20 protein-coding genes are annotated in these 25,073 nt (G+C 66.1%); 14 read left to right on the top strand and 6 right to left on the bottom strand.

All coding sequences use genetic code 11. The annotated features are described in order from the left end of the window. Window positions 1–80: 80 nt before the first annotated feature. From tauA to RO07_RS03685, 3 genes are all read left to right on the top strand, one after another. A complete protein-coding gene (gene tauA, locus RO07_RS03695) occupies window positions 81–1,139 on the top strand; it encodes a taurine ABC transporter substrate-binding protein (protein WP_115088933.1) in 1,059 nt (352 codons plus the stop codon). A gap of 83 nt (window positions 1,140–1,222) precedes the next feature. Further along, on the top strand, window positions 1,223–2,047 hold the full coding sequence (locus tag RO07_RS03690) for a taurine ABC transporter ATP-binding protein (RefSeq protein WP_039408141.1): 825 nt from the start codon (window positions 1,223–1,225) through the stop codon (window positions 2,045–2,047). 145 nt (window positions 2,048–2,192) lie between these two features. Further along, a complete protein-coding gene (locus RO07_RS03685) occupies window positions 2,193–3,008 on the top strand; it encodes an ABC transporter permease subunit (RefSeq protein WP_115089196.1) in 816 nt (271 codons plus the stop codon). 88 nt (window positions 3,009–3,096) lie between these two features. Here the strand turns inward: RO07_RS03685 and RO07_RS25695 are convergent, their stop codons facing one another. Next, window positions 3,097–3,273, bottom strand: coding sequence for a hypothetical protein (locus tag RO07_RS25695; RefSeq protein ID WP_157118189.1), 177 nt, complete (start codon window positions 3,271–3,273; stop codon window positions 3,097–3,099). Between RO07_RS25695 and RO07_RS03680 the strand changes: the two genes are divergently transcribed. The 5 genes from RO07_RS03680 to pta all read left to right on the top strand — a co-directional run bounded on the left by RO07_RS03680 (window position 3,272) and on the right by pta (window position 10,102). Continuing rightward, entirely contained in the window at window positions 3,272–4,672 is a 1,401-nt protein-coding gene (locus RO07_RS03680) for an amino acid permease (RefSeq protein WP_039408139.1), read from the top strand. The two genes, RO07_RS25695 and RO07_RS03680, sit on opposite strands and share 2 nt — an antisense overlap. A gap of 244 nt (window positions 4,673–4,916) precedes the next feature. Continuing rightward, window positions 4,917–6,350 (top strand): NAD(P)/FAD-dependent oxidoreductase, encoded by a 1,434-nt coding sequence (locus tag RO07_RS03675; RefSeq protein WP_039408138.1) that lies wholly within the window; start codon window positions 4,917–4,919, stop codon window positions 6,348–6,350. A gap of 77 nt (window positions 6,351–6,427) precedes the next feature. Then, window positions 6,428–6,817: a nuclear transport factor 2 family protein gene (locus tag RO07_RS03670; RefSeq protein ID WP_039408136.1), complete on the top strand. Its 390-nt coding sequence runs from the start codon at window positions 6,428–6,430 to the stop codon at window positions 6,815–6,817. Between the two features lie 335 nt (window positions 6,818–7,152). Beyond that, complete coding sequence (gene xsc, locus RO07_RS03665) at window positions 7,153–8,985, top strand: sulfoacetaldehyde acetyltransferase (protein ID WP_174234867.1); 1,833 nt, start codon at window positions 7,153–7,155, stop codon at window positions 8,983–8,985. A gap of 76 nt (window positions 8,986–9,061) precedes the next feature. Further along, the gene (gene pta, locus RO07_RS03660; protein ID WP_039408134.1) at window positions 9,062–10,102 is read left to right on the top strand and encodes a phosphate acetyltransferase; all 1,041 of its coding nucleotides are present in this window, start codon (window positions 9,062–9,064) and stop codon (window positions 10,100–10,102) included. Between the two features lie 139 nt (window positions 10,103–10,241). Here the strand turns inward: pta and RO07_RS03655 are convergent, their stop codons facing one another. After that, window positions 10,242–11,990 (bottom strand): cobaltochelatase CobT-related protein, encoded by a 1,749-nt coding sequence (locus tag RO07_RS03655; RefSeq protein ID WP_039408132.1) that lies wholly within the window; start codon window positions 11,988–11,990, stop codon window positions 10,242–10,244. Beyond that, window positions 11,987–12,973 carry an AAA family ATPase gene (locus tag RO07_RS03650; protein WP_115088935.1) on the bottom strand — a complete coding sequence of 329 codons (987 nt, stop codon included), beginning with the start codon at window positions 12,971–12,973 and terminating at the stop codon, window positions 11,987–11,989. The genes RO07_RS03655 and RO07_RS03650 overlap by 4 nt, the downstream gene beginning before the upstream one ends. Window positions 12,974–13,257: 284 nt before the next feature. Here RO07_RS03650 and RO07_RS03645 point away from each other — a divergent pair, with 284 nt between their 5' ends. Continuing rightward, complete coding sequence (locus tag RO07_RS03645; RefSeq protein ID WP_052267517.1) at window positions 13,258–14,046, top strand: IclR family transcriptional regulator; 789 nt, start codon at window positions 13,258–13,260, stop codon at window positions 14,044–14,046. A gap of 18 nt (window positions 14,047–14,064) precedes the next feature. Here the strand turns inward: RO07_RS03645 and RO07_RS03640 are convergent, their stop codons facing one another. Further along, window positions 14,065–14,925, bottom strand: coding sequence for an IclR family transcriptional regulator (locus tag RO07_RS03640; protein ID WP_039408130.1), 861 nt, complete (start codon window positions 14,923–14,925; stop codon window positions 14,065–14,067). A 342-nt stretch (window positions 14,926–15,267) separates the two neighbouring features. Between RO07_RS03640 and RO07_RS03635 the strand changes: the two genes are divergently transcribed. The 4 genes from RO07_RS03635 to RO07_RS03620 all read left to right on the top strand — a co-directional run bounded on the left by RO07_RS03635 (window position 15,268) and on the right by RO07_RS03620 (window position 21,396). Then, on the top strand, window positions 15,268–16,965 hold the full coding sequence (locus RO07_RS03635; protein WP_039414191.1) for a GMC family oxidoreductase: 1,698 nt from the start codon (window positions 15,268–15,270) through the stop codon (window positions 16,963–16,965). 43 nt (window positions 16,966–17,008) lie between these two features. Next, entirely contained in the window at window positions 17,009–18,337 is a 1,329-nt protein-coding gene (locus tag RO07_RS03630) for an MFS transporter (RefSeq protein WP_039408128.1), read from the top strand. Window positions 18,338–18,583: 246 nt separating this feature from the next. Then, window positions 18,584–19,879: an MFS transporter gene (locus RO07_RS03625; protein ID WP_052266993.1), complete on the top strand. Its 1,296-nt coding sequence runs from the start codon at window positions 18,584–18,586 to the stop codon at window positions 19,877–19,879. A gap of 266 nt (window positions 19,880–20,145) precedes the next feature. Beyond that, window positions 20,146–21,396, top strand: coding sequence for a sensor domain-containing phosphodiesterase (locus tag RO07_RS03620; protein WP_039408126.1), 1,251 nt, complete (start codon window positions 20,146–20,148; stop codon window positions 21,394–21,396). A gap of 129 nt (window positions 21,397–21,525) precedes the next feature. Here RO07_RS03620 and RO07_RS03615 read toward each other — a convergent pair whose 3' ends face one another. Beyond that, entirely contained in the window at window positions 21,526–22,632 is a 1,107-nt protein-coding gene (locus RO07_RS03615; RefSeq protein ID WP_039408124.1) for an NADH:flavin oxidoreductase/NADH oxidase, read from the bottom strand. A gap of 177 nt (window positions 22,633–22,809) precedes the next feature. Here RO07_RS03615 and RO07_RS03610 point away from each other — a divergent pair, with 177 nt between their 5' ends. Next, window positions 22,810–23,733, top strand: a complete 924-nt coding sequence (locus RO07_RS03610; protein ID WP_039408122.1) for a LysR family transcriptional regulator — start codon at window positions 22,810–22,812, stop codon at window positions 23,731–23,733. Window positions 23,734–23,769: 36 nt separating this feature from the next. On the opposite strand, the gene RO07_RS03605 is transcribed toward RO07_RS03610, so the two are convergent. Next, a complete protein-coding gene (locus RO07_RS03605) occupies window positions 23,770–24,930 on the bottom strand; it encodes an ABC transporter substrate-binding protein (RefSeq protein WP_084072423.1) in 1,161 nt (386 codons plus the stop codon). Window positions 24,931–25,073: the final 143 nt, after the last annotated feature.

The raw sequence follows: 25,073 nt of genomic DNA, 5'->3' as shown, positions 1-25,073 counted from the left end.
AGTCACTTGGCGCCGATTCGTAACCCCTGGTGCGTCAAACCCTCGCGTTCCACCGACAACTTTCCGCTTAGAGGTGAACCATGAATGGAATTCCGAACCGGCTGCGACGGGTGTTCGCCGCCACGGCGCTGGCGGCAGCCGCGCTGCCCGTGGCCCTCGCGTCAGCCTTGATGCTCCCTGCCCCGGCGCAGGCGGAAGAAAAGGAGGTGACGATCGCGTACCAGCAGATCGTCGATCCGTGGCTGGTGTCCATTGCGAGCGGAGCGTTCGAAAAGGCGACCGGGTACAAGATCCATTGGCGCCAGTTCGAGTCGGGGGCGAAGGTGGCCACGGCGCTCGCGTCGGGCGACATCAAGATCGGCGTGCTGGGCTCCAGCCCGATGGCCGCGGCCGTCTCGCAAGGGCTGGACCTGCAGTTGTTCTGGATCCTCGACGACATCAACAAGGCCGAGGCGATGGTCGTGCGCAACGCGTCGAACATCAAGACGCCAGCGGATCTGAAGGGCAAGAAGATCGGCGTGCCGTTCGTCTCCACCACCCACTACCACACGATGTTCGCGCTCCAGCAGTGGGGCATCAAGCCGAACGAAGTCACGGTGCTCAACATGCAGCCGAACCAGATCGTGGCGGCATGGGAGCGCGGCGACATCGACGCGGCCTACGTGTGGGACCCGGCGCTCGCCCAGATCAAGCAGAGCGGTCACGTACTGATCACCTCGGGCGAACTGTCCCAGCAAGGCAAGCCGACGTTCGACGGCATCGCGGTCGATCGCAAATGGGGCGAGGCCAACGCCGAGTTCATGGCGAAGTTCGTCAAGGTGATTGCCGACGCCGATGCCGCCTACCGCCAGAACCAGGCCGCCTGGACGGCAACGTCGCCGCAGGTCAAGGCCATCGTGAAGATGATCGGCGGCAAGCCGGAAGACGTCCCTGGCGCGCTCTCGCTGTACGCCTATCCGTCGGCGCAGCAACAGGCGTCGGCCGAATGGCTCGGCGGCGGCAAGGACAGCCGTGCCGTCAAGGCGCTCAAGGACACGGCCGAATTCCTCAAGGGCCAGCAGAAGATCAACGCCGTCAAGACCGACTACACGCCGTACGTGACGTCGCGCTACGTCGACGCTGCGCTCAAGCTGAAGTAAGCCGCACCGGGGCCGCTACGCCGGGGCATCGCTCACCGGCGCGGCGGCCCTCCCGATCGCAGGATCGACAGGAGAAGGGCTTCATGGAACAACTCATCGTCAACGACGTCAGCGTCGTATATCCCGGCCGGCGTCCCGGCGAGCAGGTGCAGGCGCTCGCTCACGTCGATCTGACCATCGCGCCCGGCGACTTCGTGGTGGCGCTCGGCGCCTCGGGCTGCGGCAAGACCACGTTGCTCAGTCTGATGGCCGGCTTCATCGCCCCCACGTCCGGCCAACTGCTGCTCGGCGACGCCCCTGTCGAGGGCCCCGGCGCCGACCGGGGCGTGGTGTTCCAGAAGCACGCGCTGCTGCCCTGGCTCAACGTGATGGAGAACACCGAATTCGGTCTCAAGCTGCAGGGCGTGCCGAAGACCGAGCGACGCACCCGCGCCGCGCGCAACCTCGCGCTTGTCGGGTTGAAGGACTTCCACAACCACATGATCTACCAGCTCTCGGGCGGCATGCAGCAGCGCGTGGGCATCGCCCGGGCGCTCACCTGCAATCCGTCGATGCTGCTCATGGACGAGCCGATGGCCGCGCTCGACGCCCTGACGCGCGAGACCATTCAGGAACTGCTGCTCGACGTGTGGCGAGAGACCGGCAAGATGATCTTCTTCATCACGCACAGCGTGGAAGAAGCGCTCTTCCTGGCGAGCCGTCTGATCGTGATGTCGCCGCGTCCCGGACGCATCACGCATACCTACGAACTCGATTTCAACAAACGCTATCTCGAGTGCCGCGACGCGCGCACCATCAAGTCGAGCCCCGACTTCATCGCGATGCGCGAAACCGTGCTCAGCATCATCTACGGCGACGAGCGAGCTGGTCAGGCGGCGACGCCGGCAGCCAGTGCGGTCGCTGCCTGACTCTCAAGCAGGAGACGTAGCCATCATGTTGACCAAACCTGTCGCCACCACGCATGCGTCGCCGTCCGGCGCCGCCGCCGGACAGCCTCCCATGCCTACCGGTTCACGCCCGCGCCCGGCGCGTCAGCGCGGCCTCTTCGCGCGCATGTTCGCGCCGCGCCCGGTCAAGGCGGGCGAGTCGTTCGGGGCCCCGGGCCAAGGGCCGAGCCTGGCCATCAGCATCGTCACCGTCATCGTGCTGTTGCTGCTATGGGTCGCGATTACCTCCTCCGGGATGATCAAGCCGCTGTTCCTGCCGGGCCCGCGCGCCATCGTCGAGAAGTTCGTCCAGGTCTCGACCGAGGGCTTCGCCGGTTCCACGTTGTGGCAGCACACGCTCGCGAGCCTCTACCGCGTGTTCGGCGCGTTCGCGCTGGCCTGCGTCACGGCGATTCCGGTGGGCATTCTGATGGGCGTGTCGCGCATTGGGCGCGGCGTGTTCGATCCCCCCATCGAGTTCTATCGCCCGCTGCCGCCGCTGGCTTACCTGCCGCTCGTGATCATCTGGTTCGGCATCGGCGAATTCTCGAAAGTGTTCCTGATCTATCTGGCCATCTTCGCGCCGCTGGCCATCGCGGCACGGGCCGGCGTGCGCTCGGTGTCGATGGAGCAGATTCACGCGGCGTATTCGATGGGAGCGTCGCCGCGTCAGATCGTCATGCACGTGATCGTGAAATCGGCGCTGCCGGAGATCTTCACGGGCATGCGCATCGGGATCGGTGTGGGCTGGACCACGCTGGTGGCCGCCGAAATGGTGGCGGCATCGAGCGGTCTCGGTTTCATGGTGCTCAACGCGGCGGAATTCCTCGCGTCGGACATCGTGATCATGGGGATCATCGTGATCGGCTTCTTCGCCTTCGGCTTCGATCTGATCATGCGCTATCTCGAGCGCGTGCTGGTGCCGTGGAAGGGCAAGGTTTGACGAGGTACGACAAGACGTAAGCGGTCCGTTGGTCATCACAAGAGACGCAGGGCGGTTCCCCCGGCCGCACCCGCGTCAAACAAGGCATTCAGGAGGTTGTGTGGCAGTCGAGACATTGCACGAGCGGCTTCATGTCGCTCTTTTTTTCCGTTCCCCCCCTTTCTTCCAATTCTTCCAATTCTTCCAGTTCTTCGATTTCTTCCGTATCTCCCCATCCCCCGCCCCGCTTGCTCGCGCTGCGCACCACGTCACGGGAGGCCGCCATGGCCAATCGTGACAACACGCATCTGCAATCGAGCCTGAAGCAGCGCCACATGAGCATGATCGCACTCGGTGGCGTGATCGGCGCGGGTCTGTTCGTCGGCAGCGGCGTCGTGGTGCACGCCGCGGGCCCGGCGGCCGTGCTGTCGTTCCTGATCACGGGCGCGCTCGTCGTGCTGGTCATGCGCATGCTCGGCGAGATGGCCTGCGCGCTGCCCGCCGTGGGATCGTTCTACGAATATGCCCGCCTCGCCTGGAACGACAAGCCGGTCGGCGGCGAACTGGCCGGCTTCCTGACGGGTTGGATGTACTGGTATTTCTGGGTGATCGTGGTGGCCGTCGAAGCCGTCGCGGGCGCCAACCTGATCCAGTTCTGGCTGCCCGACATTCCCGCCTGGGCCATCAGTCTCGCACTGCTGGTCGTGCTCACGCTGACCAATCTCGTGTCGGTGGAGTCGTACGGCGAGTTCGAGTTCTGGTTCGCCTCGATCAAGGTGGCCGCCATCGTCGTGTTCCTGTTCCTCGGTGCGCTGTTCGTGTTCGGCATGTGGCCCGGCGCGGTCGCGAGCACCGGGCACCTGCTCTCGCACGGCGGCTTCATGCCCAACGGCATCGGCCCCGTGATGGCCGGCGCGGTTGCGGCGACAGGCTTCTACTTCGGCGCCGAAATCGTGACGATCGCGGCGGCCGAAGCGTCCGAGCCGCAGCAGGCGGTGGCCCGTGCGACGAACTCGGTGATCGGGCGCGTGCTGTTCTTCTACATCGGCTCGATCCTGCTGGTGGTGATGCTCGTGCCCTGGAATTCCGCCGGGATGGCCACGCCGTACGTGAGCGCGCTCGAAGCGATGCGTATTCCGGCCGCGGCGCACATCATGAACGCCGTCGTGCTGACCGCCGTGCTCTCGGCGCTGAACTCTGGCCTGTATGCGTCGTCGCGAATGCTGTTCGCGCTCACGCGCCGGGGCGACGCACCACGCTCCCTGGCGAAGCTCAACTCGCGCGGCGTACCGGTGCGCGCGATCCTGGTCGGCACGCTGTTCGGCTATGTCGCGGTGGTGATGTCCTACGTCTCGCCAGACACCGTGTTCGCGTTCCTCGTCAACTCGTATGGCACCGTGGCGATCTTCGTATACGTGCTCATCGCGTTCTCGCAGTTGAAGCTGCGCAAGCGGCTGGAGCGTGAAGCCCCGGGCAAGCTCAGGGTGCGCATGTGGGGCTTTCCGTACCTGACGTGGGTCGCGATCGTCGGCATGCTGTCCATCGTCGCCGCGATGGCGTTCATTCCGGATCAACGCACGCCACTGGCGCTCGGCATCGTCAGTCTGACGGTACTGCTCGTCGCGTTCACGGTTCGCTCCATCTGGCGCAAGCTGCGATCGCCCGATCCGGAGTTCGATCTCTGAGTCAGCGTCGGAGCCGCCTGCACGCGGCTCCGTGTGGCCCAACATGCGCCGTCCGCACTCGCGAGACCTGGCGCCACACGGCAGGAAACACGGTAGGAAATTCTGGTGCCAGAGACGCACGACGGGCCGCCCGCAAACGCCGAGGCGACGCCGGTTTCCACTGGCACCATCACAAAGCGGCGGTGGTACTAATCCCGGAGAAATGTTCTTGGCAGTATGAATGCAACTTTGTCAGGAGCCTAACGTGGGTACGATTGAATCCTTCGCGCTGGATCGTCGCTCCGAAGCTGCACCCTACGATCCGCTTTACGATCCGCTGGTCTCGTCCGGCCCCGGACTGGGCATGCAATACGCGCCCACCTACTGGGTCGCCACCGCGGGCGAACCACCCGAGGACGACGGCCCGCTGCCCGGCGACGCCGATGCCGACGTGGTCATCGTCGGCGCCGGTTTCACGGGACTGTCCACCGCGCTCTTCCTCGCTCGCGAGCACGGCATCAAGGCGATGGTGCTCGAAGCCAACCGCACGTGCTGGGGCTGCACCAGCCGCAACGGCGGTCAGGGCCAGAACGCCAGCGGACGCCTCTATCGCTCGCAGTGGATCGACCGCTGGGGCAAGGCAACCGCCCTGCGCCTGGACGCCGAAATCCGCGAAGGCTTCGAGACGTTCAAGTCGCTCGTTGCCGAAGTGCCCGCGTGCGAACCGCAATCTGGCGGCCACCTCTACATCGCCCACCGCGATCGCAAGATGGAATTCCTGCGCAACGAAGCGAAGGTCATGCGCGACGTGTTCGGCTACGACACTCGCATCCTGTCGCGCGCCGAAGTGAGCGAGCAATACGTCGACGACCAGGAGAACTGCGGCGCGCTGCACGAACCGGACGGCATCGGCGTGCATCCGCTCAAGCTGGCCTTCGGCTATCTGCGCATGGCGCGCGCGCTCGGCGCTCGCGTGCACCCATCCACGCCGGTGCTGGGTGTGGAGACGATCAACGGCGTGCATCACGTGCGCACGCCGCGCGGCGTGGTGCGCGCCAAGGCCGTGGCGTTCGCGACGGGCGGCTACACGCGCGACGACGTCACGAAGGCGTTGCGCGCGAAGATCATGCCGATTCTGTCGAACTCGCTCGTCACGCGCGTGCTCACGCCCGACGAACTCGCGGCAACGAACTTCCGCACGCACGAAGTCATTACCGACACGCGCACGCTGCGCTACTACTACCGGCTCCTGCCCGACAATCGCGTGCAGATCGGCAGCCGCAGCTCGATTACCGGCGCCGACGCACAGAACCCGAAGCACATGGCCGTGCTCGTCGAAGGACTGCATCGCAAATTCCCGGCGCTCAAGGGCATTCGCGTCGATTACTCGTGGTGGGGCTGGGTCGACGTGAGCCACGACATGATGCCGCGCGTGACGCAGCCCGACCCGCGCCAGAGCCTGTTCTACGCCGTGGGATATGGCGGCAACGGCGTGTCGTTCTCGGCGCACGCCGGACGCCGTCTCGCACAGCGCATCGCCGGACAGCGCGACCCGTCGTGGGATCTGCCGATCTACGACTCGGCGCTGCAATATCCGAACGTGTTCGGCACCGTCCAGTGGCGCGGCTTCGCGCCGTTCCGCCGCATCGGCCAGCGCTTTCTCTATCAGAAGTACCACGCGCAGGACGAAGCCAACTGACTCTCCTCATGCGCGAGTGCCGCGGCCCCGGCCGCACCGATTGCCCCATTTGCCTCATCTGTTTTCAGGAATCTGCAATGACGACTCAGAACGACTCCGCCGACATCCGCTTGCTCGAAACCTTCAACGACGCATGGAACCGGCACGACATCGACGCGCTCATGGCGTGCATGACGGACACGTGCGTGTTCCACGCGGTCGCCGGCCCCGATGCGATGGGCCGCACGTTCGAAGGACGCGAGGCCGTGCGCGCCGCGTTTCAGTCGGCGTGGGAGAACTTCCCCGATGCGTCGTGGACGGAAGGCGTGCACTTCGTCAGCGGCAACCGCGCCGTGTCGGAGTCGACCTTCCGAGGCACGAAGCCCGACGGCAGCCGCGTGGAAGCGCGCATGGTCGACGTCTTCACCCTGCGCGACGGCAGGATCGAAGTGAAGAACGCCTTCCGCAAGGATCGCCCGGCGTTCTGAGCGAACGCCATGGCAACACCATGAGCACGTCACCCTCCCGGCGTCGTCCCTGCCTTCTCGCGCGGCAGCCCTTGCTGCCAGTCACCGGTTGCATGCCGGAGACGGAAGGACCGGACGTCGGGCTTCTGCCCCGCCTGCCGGGGCATTTTTTGTTGGAAGCGGCGAACGAAAGTCCTTGCCTATCGGCTCAGCATCAGAAATTTGTATTTTTCAATACAAAACGTACCAAATAATAAAAATACCGATTGACCAAGGCAAACGAATCGCCTAGATTTCCACCAACGAACACGAAATCGGAATTATTTGTTCCGTTTATTTTTCACTGGAGACACCCCATGAACGCCAAAGATCCGGCTACGGCCACCCAGCAACTGACCGCCTCCGACGCCGGCCCGCAAGCCATGACGCCGTCCGAAGCGTTCGTCGAAACGATGGTCGCCAACGGCGTGAGCGAGATGTTCGGCATCATGGGCTCGGCCTTCATGGATGCGATGGACATCTTCGCGCCGGCGGGCATTCGTCTGATTCCGGTCGTGCACGAACAAGGCGCCGGCCACATGGCCGACGGTTACGCTCGCGTGTCGGGCCGCCACGGTGTCGTAATCGGCCAGAACGGCCCCGGCATCTCGAACTGCGTGACGGCCATTGCCGCCGCGTACTGGGCGCACAGCCCGGTCGTGATCGTGACGCCGGAAGCGGGCACGATGGGGATCGGTCTGGGCGGCTTCCAGGAAGCGAAACAGCTTCCGATGTTCCAGGAATTCACGAAGTACCAGGGGCACGTCACGCACCCGGCGCGCATGGCCGAATTCACGGGCCGCTGCTTCGACCGCGCCATGTCCGAAATGGGTCCGACGCAGCTCAACATCCCGCGCGATTATTTCTACGGCCAGATCAAGGCGGAGATTCCGCGCCCGCAACGTCTGGACCGTGGCGCCGGCGGCGACGAGCGTCTTAATGAAGCGGCGGAGCTGCTTGCGCAAGCCAGGTTCCCGGTCATCATCTCGGGCGGCGGCGTGGTCATGGCCGACGCCGTCGAGGAGTGCAAGGCACTTGCCGAACGCCTCGGCGCACCGGTCGTCAACAGCTACCTGCACAACGACTCGTTCCCGGCCAACCATCCGCTGTGGTGCGGGCCGCTCGGTTACCAGGGCTCGAAGGCGGCGATGAAGCTGCTCGCCCAGGCCGACGTGGTCGTCGCCCTCGGCTCGCGTCTCGGGCCGTTCGGCACGCTGCCGCAGCACGGCATGGACTACTGGCCGAAGAACGCCAAGATCATCCAGATCGACGCGGACCACAAGATGCTCGGCCTCGTGAAGAAGATCTCGGTCGGCATCTGCGGCGACGCGAAGGCCGCCGCCGTGGCCCTCACGCAACGCCTGGCCGAGCGCACGCTGACGTGCGATGCCACGCGTGCGGCGCGCGCCGACCAGATCGCGACGGAGAAGGCCGCGTGGGAGAAGGAACTCGACGAGTGGACCCACGAGCGTGATCCGTACAGCCTCGACATGATCGAGGAGCAGAAGCACGAGAAGACGTTCAACGGCGGCCACTACCTGCATCCGCGTCAGGTACTGCGCGAATTGGAGAAGGCCATGCCGGAAGACGTGATGGTCTCGACCGACATCGGCAACATCAACTCGGTGGCCAACAGCTATCTGCGCTTCAACAAGCCGCGCAGCTTCTTCGCGGCGATGAGCTGGGGCAACTGCGGTTATGCGTTCCCGACGATCATCGGCGCCAAGGTGGCCGCACCGCACCGCCCGGCCATCTCGTATGCGGGCGACGGCGCCTGGGGCATGAGCCTGATGGAGACGCTCACCTGCGTGCGTCACAACATTCCGGTCACGGCCGTGGTCTTCCACAACCGTCAGTGGGGCGCCGAGAAGAAGAACCAGGTGGACTTCTACAACCGCCGCTTCGTGGCGGGCGAGCTCGACAGCCCGAGCTTCGCCGGTATCGCCAAGGCCATGGGCGCCGAAGGCATCGTGGTCGATCGTCTGGAAGATGTCGGTCCGGCGCTCAGGAAAGCCATCGATCTGCAGATGAATCACGGCAAGACGACGATCATCGAGATCATGTGCACCCGCGAGCTCGGCGATCCGTTCCGCCGCGACGCGCTGTCGAAGCCGGTCCGCCTGCTCGACAAGTACAAGGACTACGTCTGACGCGATCGAGGTAAGCCGTGTTACAGCGCTCCCGGCTCCGTGGGTACCGGGGGCGCTTTTTTATTTTTTCGACATCATGAAAGCCATCAATCGCATCATCGATACCGCGCGCCGCGCACCGATGCGCATCGTGTTGTGCGAGTCGGAAGACGAACGGGTACTCTCGGCCGCCGCGCGCGCCTCGCGAGAAGGCATCGCCCGCATCGTGCTCGTGGGCGATATCGCCCGCACGCAGCGCGCCGCCGACGCCGCGCGCATCGATCTGGGCGGCATGGAGCTGATCGATCCGGCCACGTCGACCATGACCGAAGCGTTCGCGGAGACGTGGTTCGGCATGCGCTCGAAGAAGGGCATGACGCGCGCACAGGCCGTGGAAGAAATGCGTGCGCCGCTCGGCTTCGCCAACATGATGGTGCGCCTGGGGCACGCGGACGGCTCCGTCGCCGGCGCCGTCAACACGACGGCGGATGTCGTGCGCATGGCCATTCAGATCATCGGGGTGCAACCCTCGTTTCAACTCGTCTCGAGCTTCTTCCTGATGATGCTCTGCGAGCCGTTTCATACGATGAAGGGCGGGCTGATCTTCTCCGACTGTGCGCTCGTCGTCGATCCCGACGCCGCCCAACTCGCGCAGATCGCCCTGGCCGCCGCCGACAGCGCCGGCGCCCTGCTCATGGAGCCGCCGCGCGTGGCCATGCTGTCGTTCTCGACGAGCGGCAGCGCCAGGCATGCGGCGGTCGACAAGGTGGTCGAAGCCACACGACGGGTGAAAGCCGCCCGCCCGCAACTGGCCATCGACGGCGACGTGCAGCTCGACGCCGCCATCGTCTCCGAGATCGCGCAGCGCAAGGTCGTCCATTCTCAGGTGGAAGGCCACGCCAACACGCTCATCTTCCCAAGCCTTGACGCCGGCAACATCGGCTACAAGCTGGCGGAGCGCATCGGCGGCGCGAAGGCGATCGGGCCGCTGCTGCAAGGACTGAATCGTCCCGCCAACGATCTGTCGCGCGGTTGCAGTGCCGACGACATCTACTACGTGATCGGCGTGACCTGCGTGCAGGCGCAGGCGGCGCGTGCCAAACTCACCGGAACGTCGCCGCTCGCGGTCCGGCCATGACGTGGCACGCAGTCCTGGCCTCGCTGCCATTGATGGCGCGGCTGGGCTTTGCCCCGAACTTCCAGACAGTTATCGGCTTCGGGCTCGGCGGTGCGAGCAGTTTCGACCTCGCGCCGGTGGCAAGCATCGCCCGGCGCAGCTACCGACCGCGGCGGCCGCCGCTGCCGATCCACTCGACGAGCCGGGCAAACATCGTCATGTCGGGGGCGGACGTCAGATCCAGTGCGAGCGACTTCCGATAGTAGGGACTCAGATCGAGCCCGACGCCCAGCCCCAGCACCTCCACGTCGCCGCGCGCCTGCTGCCGTGCCACGACTTCGCGCAGATGGTGGTCGAGATAGTGCTCGTCGTTGACCTGGTTCGTGGCGGCGTCCATCGGACTGCCGTCCGAAATCACGATCAGCAGACGCCGGTTGGCGGTACGCGAGCGCAGACGCTCGCACGCCCACTCGACCGCCTCGCCGTCGACGCCCTCCCGAAACAGATCGGCCTTGAACAACGACGCGATGTCGGTGCGCGCACGCCGCCAGCTCGTCACGGCGTCCTTGAAGACGAGATGCGAGACTTCGTTCAGACGGCCGGGGAAAACCGGCTTGCCGCGTGCGAGCCAGTCGGTGCGCGCGCGTCCGCCATTCCATGCGCCGGTCGTGAAACCGAGAATCTCGTTGGTCACGCCGGCGGCGTCGAGCGCGCGGGCGAGGACGTCGACGATCATGGCGACCGATTCGATCTGCGCCTTCATCGATCCGGAGCAGTCGATGAGGAAGCTCACCATCGACTCGGCAATCAGCGTGTGTTTCTCCAGCCGGAAGAGCCGCCGCTCGGCGGGCGAGCTGACCAACTGGGCAAGACGCCGACCGTCGATACGCCCCTGCTCTTCGCCGAACGACCAGCCGTCGCGCTGCGGGACGGCCAGCGCCGCCTTGAGCGCGCGCGCCAGCCGCGGCACGTTGATGGCCCGCGAGACGATCCGCTCGTCCAGTCTTTCGCGAAATTCGCTCAGCAACGCGCGGCGCACGAGCGTGCCCGCATACAGCTCGCGATCGTAGCGATTCGTGAAGACGCGATACCCCTGCTCGGAAGCCTTGAGCACGCGGCTGTCACCCGAATGGGCGAGCGTAATGCCGTCCTCCTCGTGCTCGTCGAAGTCGAGAAACAGCGAGAACGCGTTGCGCACGCCCTTGCGATCCTCGTCGTCCTTGTCCGCATCTTCGGCGCGCTCACCGCCGGCAGCACGAATCAGCCCGGCGATGTCGGCGGCCAGCTCGCGTGCGTACGCCGCGAAGGCCCGCTGGTCCGCGCGGGAGCGTCGCATGCCCGCGAGAGCGCCGCCGATGCGTGGCGCGATCGCCATGCGTGTGGCTTCGATGAGCCCTTCCGTGTCCTCGATGACGGGATAACCGGTAAGCCGCGACCAGCTCATCTGCGCCACGGTATAGAGCAACAGACCGACATGGCTGTCGGCGACGCCCGTGGCATGCATGGCGCGCGACCACGCTTCGAAGCGGTCGCGCAAGTTCCGTGCGACGCCCGGCATGCCCGCGGGCACGAACGTCTCGCAGCGCAGTTGTTCCAGCAATTCGAACAGCAGACGCTCGAGCGGCGCTTCCGGCTGCAGGCTGCGATGCAGCGCCGCATCGCTGTGACACAGCCGCAACGCCGCGCCGTCGGCCGCACCGCGCAGCGTGGCGAGCGCAGCCGAGACATCGGCCGGACCCGGCAACGTCTGCAGATGCGGCGCGTGCAGGGGCAACGGGCGCATGTTCCGGCACAGCCTTGCGCCGCTGTAGTGCAGCGTGGCGTCGCCGGTCATCGCGCGTACGCTCGCGCCGCACAGTGCCTCGCGCCGGGCGGCGCGTTGCGCGGCCTCGCGCTCGGTGATCGTCATGACGCATCGGCCAGCAGCGCGCGGCCGCCGTCGGTGGGCGGCAACTCGCGGCCGAAGGCGCGTTGGAAGTACTCGCCGACGACCGGCCGCTCGGCTTCGTCGCACTTGTTCAGGAACGTGAGGCGGAAAGCCAGCCCCGCGTCGTGGAAAATGCCCACGTTCTCGGCCCAGTTGATCACCGTGCGCGGCGACATCAGCGTCGACAGGTCGCCTGTAGCGAATCCCTTGCGGGTGAGCGCCGCCACGCTGACCATCGAGTCGACGAGCGCGCGCCCCGCTTCGTTATCGAGTTCGGGCACGCGCGCGAGCACGATAGCGGCCTCGTCTTCGCGCGAGAGGTAGTTGAGCGTGGCGACCACGTTCCACCGGTCGATCTGCGCGTGATTGAGTACCTGCGTGCCGTGATAGAGACCGTTCAGATTGCCCAGGCCGACGGTGTTCGTCGTCGCGAACATGCGGAAGCCCGGGTGCGGATGGATCACGCGGTTCTGGTCGAGCAAAGTGAACTTGCCGTCGCGCTCCAGAATGCGCTGAATCACGAACATGACGTCGGGACGCCCCGCGTCGTATTCGTCGAAAATGAGCGCCACCGGCCGCTGCAGCGCCCACGGCACGATGCCTTCCTGAAACTCGGTGATCTGGTGACCGTCGCGCACGACGATGGCGTCCTTGCCCACGAGATCGAGCCGGCTGATGTGTCCGTCCAGATTCACGCGCACGCACGGCCAGTTCAGTCGCGCCGCGACCTGCTCGATATGGGTGGATTTGCCGGTACCGTGCATGCCCTGCACCATCACGCGGCGGTTGCGCATGAAGCCGGCCAGAATGGCCAGCGTCACGTCGGGATTGAAACGATACGCCGTGTCGATCTCTGGCACGTGATCGTCGCGCTCGCCGAACGCCGGTACCTGCAGATCGGTATCGACGCCGAACACGGTACGGGCGTCGACCAGGCGATCCGGTTGTTGAGTTGCGGTCTCCATCACGTGTTTCTCCTCTCGATGTGCGGCTGTGCTGCCATGCTGTCGCGACAGGCCGCCTTTGGGACGCGAATGGACCCGTGCTCCCCCGGCGTGGTGTCGGTCAGGGCATCATAACGTTAACCATTTTTAGAAACAATTCGTTCCGAATAATTAAAACACTGATTGACGGCCGTCGGCCCGCTCGTCTACATTCGGACGAACCGAAACGCATCGGAACCTTGCCAATGTCGTTCGAAAACCCGTTTGGGTACAATACCGCTGATCCATTTTCCGGAACGGCGCATATGACCGACGCAGCGAACCAGCACGACGCCTCCACAGAGAGCAAGGCCGATACCCCGACCCTGCGCGCCTTCGCGCTGCTCGAATATCTCGTCGCCGCCGACGCGCCGGTCTCGCTCGCCGACATGGCGCACGACATCCAGATGCCGAAAGCGTCGCTGCATCGCATGCTGGGCTCGCTCGAAGCCGGTGGGCTGGTGATTCGCGAACCCGGCCAGAAGAACGCTTACGTGATCGGTCCACGCCTGGCGCAACTGAGCCTGGGCGTGATGATGCAGGCCGGCGCGCGCCGCATGCGCCATGCGATTCTCGGCCGGCTCGTCGCCGATCTCGGCGAGACGTGCAACCTGACGATGCTGCATGAAACCGAGGTGCTCTATCTCGACCGGATGGAAGCGCCCTGGCCGCTGCGTCTGGACCTGAAGCCCGGCTCGCACGTGCCCGCGCACAGCAGCGCGAGCGGCAAGCTGCTGCTGGCGATGATGCCGCGCGAGCAACGCGCCGCCCTGTTGCGCGCGATGAAGCTCCAGCGCTTCACGCCGAATACGCTGACCGACCCCGAACTGCTCGAGAGCGAGCTCGATCGCATCGCGCACAAGGGGATTGCCGTCGACAACGAGGAATTCGTGCTGGGCATCGCCTGCGTGGCGGCGCCCGTGCTCAAGGAGGACGGTCAGTGCATCGCCGCCGTGGCCGTGCACGCGCCGGTGTCGCGGACGTCACTGTCGAAGGCGATGGAATTCGTGCCGCGCCTGCAGGAAGCGGCCAAGGAACTCGCCGGGACGTTCTGATTCATCGGGCGGGCGCCCCTACGCCCGCTCCGCTTGCGCCTTCTTCGCCAGCGCTTCAAGCTTGCTTGCCCGCTGCCAGTCGAGCAGCGGCGCGAGCGCCGTCGCGGTCTCGCGCAGCGTCGCCACCCATCCCAGCAACTGCTCCAGCGTCACGCGCGCCGTCGGGCCGTGCACCGCGAGCACCGCGCGCACGTGGCCGTCGTCGAGCGAGCGCACCGGCACACCCACCGCGACCATGCCTCGCACGAACTCTTCGTTGTCAATGCCGATACCGCGCGCAGCGAGCCGATCGAGCTCCGCTTCGAGCAGGCTCACGTCGGTGATCGTACGCGGCGTCATGCGTTTGAGCGCCAGACGCGAGAGCACCGCGCGACGCTCCGCCACCGGCATCTGCGACAGGAACAGCTTGCCGCTGGCCGTGCAGTGCAATGGCACGCGCATGCCCGGATGCATCTGCATGCGCAGCGGCTCGTTCGTCTCCACCCGCTCGATATAGAGCACCTCGTCGCCATCGAGCGCCGTCAGGTTGACGGTCTCGCCCACGCGATCCACCAGCGCACGCAGCAACGAGCGCGCCGCACGCGTGAAGTTGTTGTTCGCGAGCGTGACGAGCGCGAGGCGCGCCGCGCGCGGCCCCAACGACAGACCACGCTCCGAGCCACGCGAATCGGGCACGTGCGACACATACCCGCACAGCTCCAGCGCTTCGACCAGGCGCATGAGCGTGGCCTTCGGAATCGACAGGCGTGTGGCTAGCTGCGAGAGCGTATAGGGCTGGCCGGCCATCGCCAGACGCTCGATCACAGCCAGCGCCCGCAAGTTTCGCGCGTCCTCGCTCGCGCGCAGATCCCGTTCGTCCAGCGTGCCCGTCTCGCGCATCGCGCCTCCTCGACCGTCGCCCACGAGAAATAAAAGAAACAAAATATACCAATTATTCACTCCCCATCAGCCTCGGGATAACCCCCGGGATGTCTTCATTCCCGCCGACGAACGCCGGCCAAAGGCGTTGACGCGCTCCCGTCACTCCCCTAGTGAAACCCCGGAGATGCGCTGCAGCAATTGTTTCTTTCTGAGACGGCAAGCGCGAATTCCGTTTCAGTTTTCCGCGAGACGTGCGTTTTTCCTTGGCATTTGCGCAAGGCTGACCGACATTGAATCGAAATATTCCGAAACGAATCGTTTCAACCGATGGAAGCGAATGCAAAGCAGGAGACGGGTGGCATGGAACATGAGGTCGACTATCTGATCGTGGGCGCGGGCTCAGCCGGATGCGTGCTCGCCAACCGGCTGAGCACGGACCCGGCGAACCGGGTGCTGCTGCTCGAGGCCGGCGGCCCCGACAGCAATCCGTGGATTCACGTGCCGGTCGGCTACTTCAAGACGATGCACGACCCCGAGCTGGACTGGTGCTATCGCACCGAGGCGGACGCGAACGTCGCGAACCGTCGGATCGACTGGCCGCGCGGCAAGGTGCTCGGCGGCTCCAGCTCGCTCAACGGCCTGCTCTATGTGCGTGGACAGCGCGAGGACTACGACCACTGGGCCGCCCTGGGCAACCGCGGCTGGCGCTACGACGACGTGCTGCCGTACTTCCGCAAGTCCGAAGACCAGGAACACGGCGCGAACGAATATCACGGCGTGGGCGGCCCGCTGAAAGTGTCCGATCTGCGACTGCGCCGCCCCATCGCCGAGCACTTCATCGCCGCCGCCCAGGACATCGGCATCCCGTTCAATCCCGACTACAACGGCGCAACGCAGGAAGGCGTCGGCTATTTTCAGCAGACGGCCTTCAAGGGCTTTCGCTGGAGCACAGCCAAGGGCTTCCTCAAGCCCGCCCGCGAGCGCCGCAACCTGATCGTGGAGACGCGCGCGCAGACCTGTCGCGTGCTGTTCGAAGGCAAGCGCGCCGTGGGCGTCGAATATCTCCAGAACGGCGAGCGCAAGAAGGCGCGGGCGCGCGTCGAAGTGATCCTGGCGGCGGGCGCCATCGGCTCGCCGCAGTTGTTGCAGAACTCCGGCGTCGGGCCGACCACGGTGCTGGCGAAGGCCGGTGTCGCGTTGCGCCATGCGTTGCCGGGCGTCGGCCGGAATCTGCAGGACCATCTGCAGGTGCGGCTGGTCTTCAAGACGCGTGAGCGGACCCTGAACGACGAGGTCAACAACCCGCTACGCAAGGCGCTCATCGGCTTGCAGTACGCCCTGTTGCGCACCGGGCCGCTCACGCTCGCCGCGAGTCAGGTGGCGATCTTCACGCGCTCGCGCCCGGACGTCGCTCGCCCCGACATCCAGTTCCACATGCAGCCGCTCTCCGCCGACAAGCCGGGCAAGGGCGCGCATCGCTTCTCGGCCTTCACCTCGTCCGTCTGCCAGTTGCGGCCGTTCAGCCGCGGCAGCGTCGAGATCCGGTCGAACGATCCGCTGCAATATCCCGCGCTGCATGCGAACTACCTGTCCGACGAGCGCGATCACCGCGTGGTCGTCGACGGCATCAAGGTCGCGCGCCGCATTGCGGCCGCCCCGTCGCTCGCGCCACACATCGTCAGCGAATTCATCCCCGGCGGGGACTATCGGAGCGACGACGAGCTGCTGCAGGCTGCGCGCGAGTTCAGCCAATCGATCTACCACCCGGCAGGCACCTGCAAGATGGGTCACGACGCCATGGCCGTCGTCGACGACCGCCTGCGCGTGCACGGGCTCGCCGCACTGCGCGTGGTGGACGCCTCGATCATGCCGGAGCTCGTCTCGGGCAACACCAATGCACCGACCATCATGATCGCGGAGAAGGCGGCGGACATGATTCTCGAGGACAGGAAGCAGCGCCCGGGCACCGCGGAGGTCCGAGGCGGCGGGGAGGAAACAGAGGAAACAGAGGAAGCAGAGGAAGCAGCGCCAGCAGCGCAAATCGCCGTAGGGATCTAGCCAGAGACGTCAGCCCCCATCACGACAAGATTCGGAGACAACCATGAATGCATCGACGCAATCCGACGGCCGGCAGATGCGCCGCGTCGTCGTCGCCAGCCTCATCGGCGCCACCATCGAGTGGTACGACTTTTTCCTGTACGGTGTCGTCGCGGGCATCGTGTTCAACAAGCTGTATTTTCCGGGCGGCGATCCGCTCGTCTCGACGATGCTCGCCTACGGCACCTTCGCCGTGGGCTTCCTGAGCCGGCCGCTCGGCGGCGTGATCTTCGGCCACTTCGGCGACAAGCTCGGGCGCAAGAGCATGCTCGTGATGACGCTCACCATCATGGGCGTGGCGACCATGCTCATCGGCATGGTGCCCACCTATGCGCAGATCGGTCTGTGGGCACCCGTGCTCCTGCTTGCGCTGCGCGTGCTGCAAGGCATCGGGCTGGGCGGCGAATGGGGTGGCGCCGTGCTCATGGCGTTCGAGTACGCCCCGAAGGAGAAGCGCGGCTACTACGCCAGCATTCCGCAGGTGGGCCTGGCGCTCGGCCTGTGCCTTGCCTCCGGCGTGGTGGCGCTGCTGTCGTACACGCTCACCAGCGCGCAATTCCTCGCCTGGGGCTGGCGTCTGGCATTCTTCCTGTCGGTCGGTCTCGTGGCCATCGGCATGTACATTCGCCTGAACGTCATGGAAACGCCGGAGTTCTCGAAGATCAAGAAGGCCGGCGCCGAGATCAAGATTCCCATCGCGGAAGTGCTCACGCGCAGCCCGGGCAACGTGCTCGCCGGCATGGGGGCGCGCTTCATCGACGGCGTGTTCTTCAACATCTTCGGCGTGTTCTCCATCGCCTATCTGACGCAGACGCTCAAGCTCTCGCAGACCGAGGCGCTCACCGGCGTGATGGCCGCCGCCTTCGTGATGATCTTCACGATTCCGTGCTTCGGCAAGCTCTCCGATCGCATCGGGCGCACGCGCATCTACTTCTGGGGCTCGCTCGCGACCGGTCTGTCGTCGTTCGCCGGGTTCTGGCTGATGAAGGCGAGCGGCGGCAACATGATGATCGTCTGGCTGTCGATCGTGATCCCGCTCGGCGTGATCTATGCGTCGGTGTACGGGCCGGAAGCCGCGCTCTTCTCCGAGCTCTTCGACGCCAGGGTGCGCTACACCGGCATCTCGTTCGTCTACCAGTTCTCCGGCATCTTCGCGAGCGGCCTGAGCCCGATCATCGCGACCTATCTGCTGCAGAAGAACGGCGGCGAGCCGTGGATGATCTGCATCTACGTGCTGTGCGCCGGTCTCGTGAGCGCCCTGTCCGCCGCGTGGATCGGCAGCCGCAAGCGCCGCCAGCAGGTCTGGCACGGTGCGAGCGTGACGGAACACTGACGGCCGCAACGCCGGCAGTCATCGGCAAGGGCGCGTCCGTCGCAGGACGCGCCCTTGTCTTTCCGGGTTGCGGGCACATTCCCGATCGGGCCGGGCGTCGCCGTCTCGTGCGATGATTCGGGGTATCGCTCGCGTTGCCCGGCACACGCCTGCGGCTGCATTCCGTTTGCAGTGCAAAGCATCGACTCGCCGGGCGCCGGGCGCGATAACGAACCTGTTGCCCATCTCCTCTGGCCGCGAGACACGATGCAGCGAGATCCGTCGCTTGATGCCGCCGCGCCCGATGACGACCTCGATCGTCCCGGGCCGCTCTCCGAAGGCGCCCTGCTGGGTGCGCCGTCGCCTGCGCCTGGGCCCACCCCGGCGGATGCGGTGCCGCTGCCCATCAGCGTCTACCCGGCGCTCATGGGCATTCTGCTGGGCTACGGCGTGCTGGTGGTCGGCAACGGGTTGTTCGCCACGGCCATCCCGTTTCATGCGCTTCAGTACGGTGCGTCGACGTTTACCGTCGGCGTCATCCAGTCGTGCTACTACGGCGGCTTCCTGCTCGGCGCGTTCTACAACCGCTCGCTCATCGAGCGCGTCGGCCAGCATCGCGCGTTCGTCGCCTTCACCGCGCTGGCCGCGCTGTTCGTGATGGGCTTCGCGGTCAGCGAGGCCATGCTCCTGATGTGTCTCATGCGACTGGGGACGGGCTTCGCGTTGATGGGGATGTACACGACGGTCGAGAGCTGGCTCAACGGCTCGGTGCCGAACACCATGCGCGGACGCGTATTCGGCTCGTATCTCACGATCAACTATCTCGCGGTGGGCACCGGCCAGTTCCTGCTCAACATTGGCGAGCCGGGCAGCGAAGGGCAGCTGCTGCTCGTCGCGGCGCTGTTCGTGGCCGCCATCCTGCCCATCACGCTCATGCAGGGATGGCCCACGCGCGTGGCCGACGAACGGCTGGCAAAACAGCCCGCGATCAGCCTCTTCGACGGCATCGCCGAGATGTCGCGCGCCACGCCCATCGCGATCCCCGGCTGTATCCTCGCGGGTTTTCTCTACAGCGCGTTCTACGCCATGGTGCCGATCTACCTCACGCGCATCGGTTTTTCCATCGGCGCACTGTCCGCGCTCATGGGCGTCGCGCTGTTCGGTGCCCTGCTCATGCAGTGGCCCGTCGGCCGGCTGTCGGATCGCATGGACCGTCGCACGGTCTCGCGCCGTCTGGCGTTCGCGTCCGCGGCGTTCTGCGCGCCACTCGTCTTCTTTCAGGCGCATTGGCTCGTGGTCGTGCTGCTGGTGCTGTTCTCGGCCGTCAATTTCACGCAGTACGGGCTGATCGTCTCGCACGTCAACGACCGCACCGCGCCCGAACAGCGCGTGGTGGTGAGCGCCACCCTGCTCATCCTCTTCTCGGTCGGCGGCATGCTGGGGCCGATGATCGCCTCGGGCGCCGTCACCCTGCTCGGACCGGGCGGCTTGCACGTCTTCAACGTTGTCTGCGCCCTTACGCTGGCCCGGGTTGCCCTGCGCGCCCAGCGGCTCGCGCCCTGACGCTGCGGACGGCGCCCCCTCGGCGAGGATCGCTCGGCGCCCCGTCCACCGCCCTTCGGTGCCTCATCCGCTCCTTGCGGCCCTATTTAAGCCCTATTTGGGCCCCATTTCGGTGCATTTGGGGTGGCAGCCTGGTGCAATGCGGCACAACGCGCACGAAAAATCGCCGACAATAGCGCCGGCGCCGCCGGGCGCCTTTGAGCACGCTTCTTGCTCGCCTATCCTTTACCTATCGCCGCCGCCCCGAGCCCACGCACTTCCCTGTCATGACCATGATCGATCTCGACGCCCCCGGTTTGCTGCCGCCCCGACTCACGGCGGCCGAAGACGGCCGGCGCATCGTCCTTTACGGCGACTTCACGATCTGCAGCGTCTTCCAGCCAGTGTTTTCCGTCTCGCACCGGCGTGCCATCGGCTATCACGCCTCGCTGCGGGCGCACGACGCCGAAGGCCGTCACGTGCCGTCGCACGAGGTCTTCACGATGGCGGCGCGTCATGGAGACATGCTCGAGCTCGGCCGTCTCGCCGAATCGCTGCACCTGGGCAACTTCCGCGAATTCGACAGCCGCGACGCCTGGCTCTTCCTGAACCTGCACCCGGCCGCGCTGATGGACACCGTCTACGGCGACGCGCTCATCGCCACGCTCAAAGCCAGCGGACTCTCGCCGCAGCGCGTGGTGCTCGAAGTGCCGGAACAGGCCGGCGGCGACACGCCCCGCTTCGGCGCCATCGTGGGCAGCCTGCGCAAGGCGGGCTTCCTGATCGCGCTGGGCGGTTTCGGGGCGAAGCACTCGAACATCGACCGCGTGTGGGACCTGCGCCCCGACATCGTGGTGCTCGACCGGGGCATCCTTGCGCAGGCCACCGAGCAGACGCATCTGGCGCGCGTGCTGCCTGGCCTGGTGTCGTTGCTGCACGAGTCGGGGCAACTGGTGATGATGGGCGGGCTGACGACCGACGTCGAAGCGCTCATCGCGCTGGAATGCAACGTCGACTTCGTCCAGGGGCAGTACTTCGCCGCCCCCGACGTCGATCCCGTCCCGCCGAAGATCGCGGCCGAGCGCATGGACGCGCTGTCCTTCGCCCTGCGCACGCAGCTCGTGGAGCGCGAGCGAGCCGAGCACGCCAGGCTCGCGCCGTACATCGCCGGCATCGAATCGGCAGCGGCGCGCATCGCGCGAGGACAAAGCCTAAAGCAAGCCACGCACGAACTGCTGGCATTGCCCGATGCGGCGCGCTGCTTCCTGCTCGACGCGGCCGGGCGCCAGATCGGCGACAACGTGCTGCCGGACAGCCACTCGTCGCAACGCGCCAAGCGCTTCCGTCCGCTGCTGCACTCGGAGGGCGCGAACTGGGCCCGTCGCCCCTACTTCATCGACGCCATGCGCGCACCGGGCGAAGTGCACTTCACGTCGCCCTATCTCTCGATCAACGAAGCGCACCTGTGCGTGACGGCCTCCATCGCCACGCCGGCGAAGCAGGGCCTGCACGTGCTTTGCGTCGACATCAACTGGTAACGCCATCGGTAGTGCCCGCCGCACCTGCGGCATGCGCCGCGACGCAAACGACAACGCCTCCGCGCGTTTCACAACGGCGGAGGCGTTCCGATTTCAGCGCCGCAACGTCATGCGGCGCATGCGGGTCCATCACGCGGCGCGTTGCACCGAATAGCGTTCGAGCCAATGAGCGTACGGTGCGGGCAGCACCCACGACGGGCGCTCCACGCCGAGCTCGCGCGCGGCGTAATACGGCCAGTGCGGATTGGCCAGCAGCGCGCGACCGATCATCACGAGATCCATCTGACCATCGGCCACCACGCGGTCGGCCGCACGCGGATCGTCGATACCCCACGACGACGCCACCGCAATCCCCGCTTCCGTCTTCACACGCTCCGCGATCGGCGCCAGAAACGCCGAACCCCAGGGAATCTTCGCGTCGGGCGTCGAGAAACCGACGCTCACGTTGAGCAGATCGAGACCGCCTTCGCGCATCCGGCGCGTGAGTTCGATGGACTCCGCGAGCGTCTCTTCGTCGCGGCCATCGTATTCGAGCACCCCGAAGCGCGCCGTGAGCGGCAGATGCTCGGGCCACACCTCGCGCACGGCGGCAAGCGTTTCGAGCAGGAAGCGGCCGCGTCCGGCGAGGTCGCCGCCATAGGCGTCGTCGCGGTGGTTGGCGTGCACCGAGAAGAAGCTCTGCGCGAGGTAGCCGTGGGCAAAGTGTAGCTCGAGCCATTCGAAACCGGCGGCCAGCGCACGGCGCGCGGCGGCCACGAAGTCGGCCTTCACGCGCGCGATGTCGTCGAGCGTCATTTCGCTCGGCACCTTGCCCAGATGCTTGCCATAGGCCACGGCGGACGGCGAAATCGTCGACCAGCCGCGCGGATCGTCCTCGGCGATGTGGTCGTCGCCTTCCCACGGACGGTTGGCGCTGGCCTTGCGTCCGGCGTGAGCAATCTGGAGGCCGGGCACGGCGCCGTGCGCCTTGATGGCCGACGCGATGCGCGCCATGCCCTGCGCCTGCTCGTCGTTCCACAGCCCGGTGCATCCCGGCGTGATGCGCCCTTCGGGCGAGACGGCGGTCGCTTCGACGATCACCAGGCCGGCGCCGCCGCGGGCGAGGCTCGCGTAGTGGGCGAGATGCCAGTCGTTGGTGACGCCGTCGACGGCGCTGTACTGGCACATCGGCGGGATCGCCACGCGGTTGCGCAGCTTGACGCGCTTCAGTTCGAACGGGGAAAACAGGGCGGACATGAGAGTTCTCTTGGAGTCGGGGAGGCGGGGCCGCGCGACGCTCAACCCGCGTCTGGAGTCCGGATGACAGACCCTCCGGCGGCACCTCGACCGGCAATCGGTCGACAGAAACGATGGTAGTCGCAAGTCGCTATAATGGAAACCACCTACGGATTATCGAATCGATAACATTTCATTATGGTCAATCCCCAGTGGCTCAAGTCGTTCTCCACGCTCGCCGAGCTGGGCAACTTCACACGCACCGCCCATCGGCTGGGCCTCACGCAGGCTGCCGTGAGCCAGCACGTGAAGCATCTCGAAGCGGAATTCGGGCCGCTGCTCGTGCGGCGTCCGCGTGCGATCGAGCTCACCCCGGCGGGGCAGGCACTGCTCAGCTACAGCGTGGAAGTGGAATGCGCGGCGCGGCACCTGCACTCCCGGCTGGCCGACGCGGACGACGAATGCGGCGAGATCGCGCTGATCACGCCGGGCAGCATCGGGCTGTATCTGTGCCCGATCCTGCTCGACATGCAGAAGGCCAATCCGGCCATGGCGGTGCGGCACCGGTTTGCGCCGGACCGTGAAGTGCTCGAAGGCGTCTTGCAGAATCACTTCGAGCTGGGTCTGGTGACGTTGCGTCCCGAAGATCCGCGACTGGCCGCGACGCCCTTCACGCAGGAACCGCTCGAGCTGGTGGTGCCCGCCGGCGCCGACGTCCACAAATGGGAGGACCTGCGACGCATCGGCTACATCGACCATCCCGACGGCGAGGCGATGTCGACACGGTTGCTGAGCCGCCGCTTCCCTGGCAATCCCGGGGTGCGAAGCCTGCCGTGCAGGGGTTGCACGAACCAGATCGGCCTCATCCTCGAATATGTCGCGCGCGGCCTCGGCTTCACGATCATTCCGCAGTACGCACGTCAGGCGTTTGCCGCGCAGGACGCCATTCGCGTGGTGGACTGCGGCCCGCCCGTCGTCGACACGCTGTGGCTGATCCACCGCGCCGAATGGCCCCTGTCGGCCCGCGCCCAACGCGCCGTGGCGCTGCTGCGCGAGCGAGTCGACGCGCCGCGTCCGCGCGCATTCGGGGGGGAGCGTGTGCCGCAGCGGGCGAGCGCCTGAGCGCGCGGCATCGCACCGGCCCGTCTCTCCGACGGCCTATCGCGCCGCCTGCGTGAACTTGTTGAACGATGTATCGAACAGGCTGCGCACGTCGAAACGCTTGGCCAGCGTGCCGGTTTTCACGAAGTCGTCCACACTCTTCTGCGCTTCGGCGATGGCCGCCTCCGTGAGCGGTTCGTAGCGAATGCGCGACGTGCTGAACCACTGATGCGCCAGCTTCGGATCGACGCGGGACTTCGTGGCCCATGCGTCCGCGTAACGTTCGATATGGCGCGGATCGGCAAGCGACCATTCACGCGCGCGCTGGTAGCGCTGCACGAAGTCCCCCAGCAAATCCCGCTTGGTGTCGATGACCTTCTGCGTCGTCGACAGATAGCTCTGCGCCGCGATCAGCCCGCGCGCCGTGACGACGGTGCGCGCGCCCGCCTGGCGCAGCCGTGTGACGTACGGCTCCCAGGTCGCCGTCGCGTCGACCTTGCCCGCCTGCAGCGCCGCCGCCGAATCGACCGACGCGAGGTACGAGTACTTCACCGAATCGAGCGGCAGCCCCTTCGACGCGAGCGCCGCCAGCACGAGTTGCTGCGACCAGCCGCCGCGCGTGACCGCCACGGTCTTGCCCTGCAGATCCTCCACGGACTTGATCTGTGTGTGCGGGCCGGCGAGCAGCACCACACTGTCGGGACTGTCGCGATAGATGCCGATGACCTTCACCTGCGCGCCCTGCGCCGCGAGAAAGAGCACCGGCCCGTCGCCCTGCAGACCGATGTCGAGCGCGCCGGCATTGACCGCTTCGATCACTGGCGTGCCGGCCGGGAATTGCTTCCACGCGACGGTGTACGGCGCGTCGCGCAACGCCCCCGACGCTTCGAACAAACTCTGCGCGTTATAGGCCTGATCGCCCACGACGAGCACCGGCTTGTCGGCCGCCTTGCTGGCGAAAGGGAGTATCGCGGCAACGCTCAACGCCACCGAGACGCCGCGGCGCAAGCCGGCGCGCAGCTGCGGCCAACGCTCACGCCATCGTTCGTTCAGCCGCGCGCGCAGATCGCGCTTTGCGGAACGCGCCAGCGTCGTGCGGATCAGCGCGGCGCGCGAGGGCGCCGACACGTACAGCCCGAAGGCGATGGCGGACGCCGCGATGAACGCATCGATCACAGGGCTGATTTCGGGTACGGCACGGGAAGCGGGATTCGTCATGTTGTAACGCCACGTGCTAGCGCGGCAACAGGAGTGAGCGGACGTGTCAGTGTAGGGATGCGCCACACAGCACCCAACCATCGATTATTGCGATCCATAGCGCTCGCGCGGCAGGTTTGCTTATGCCGGATTCGCTGTCGTGC

The sequence above is a fragment of the Pandoraea pulmonicola genome (genome assembly GCF_000815105.2).
Lineage (GTDB): Bacteria > Pseudomonadota > Gammaproteobacteria > Burkholderiales > Burkholderiaceae > Pandoraea > Pandoraea pulmonicola.
This window is presented reverse-complemented; position numbering and strand designations above follow the sequence as displayed.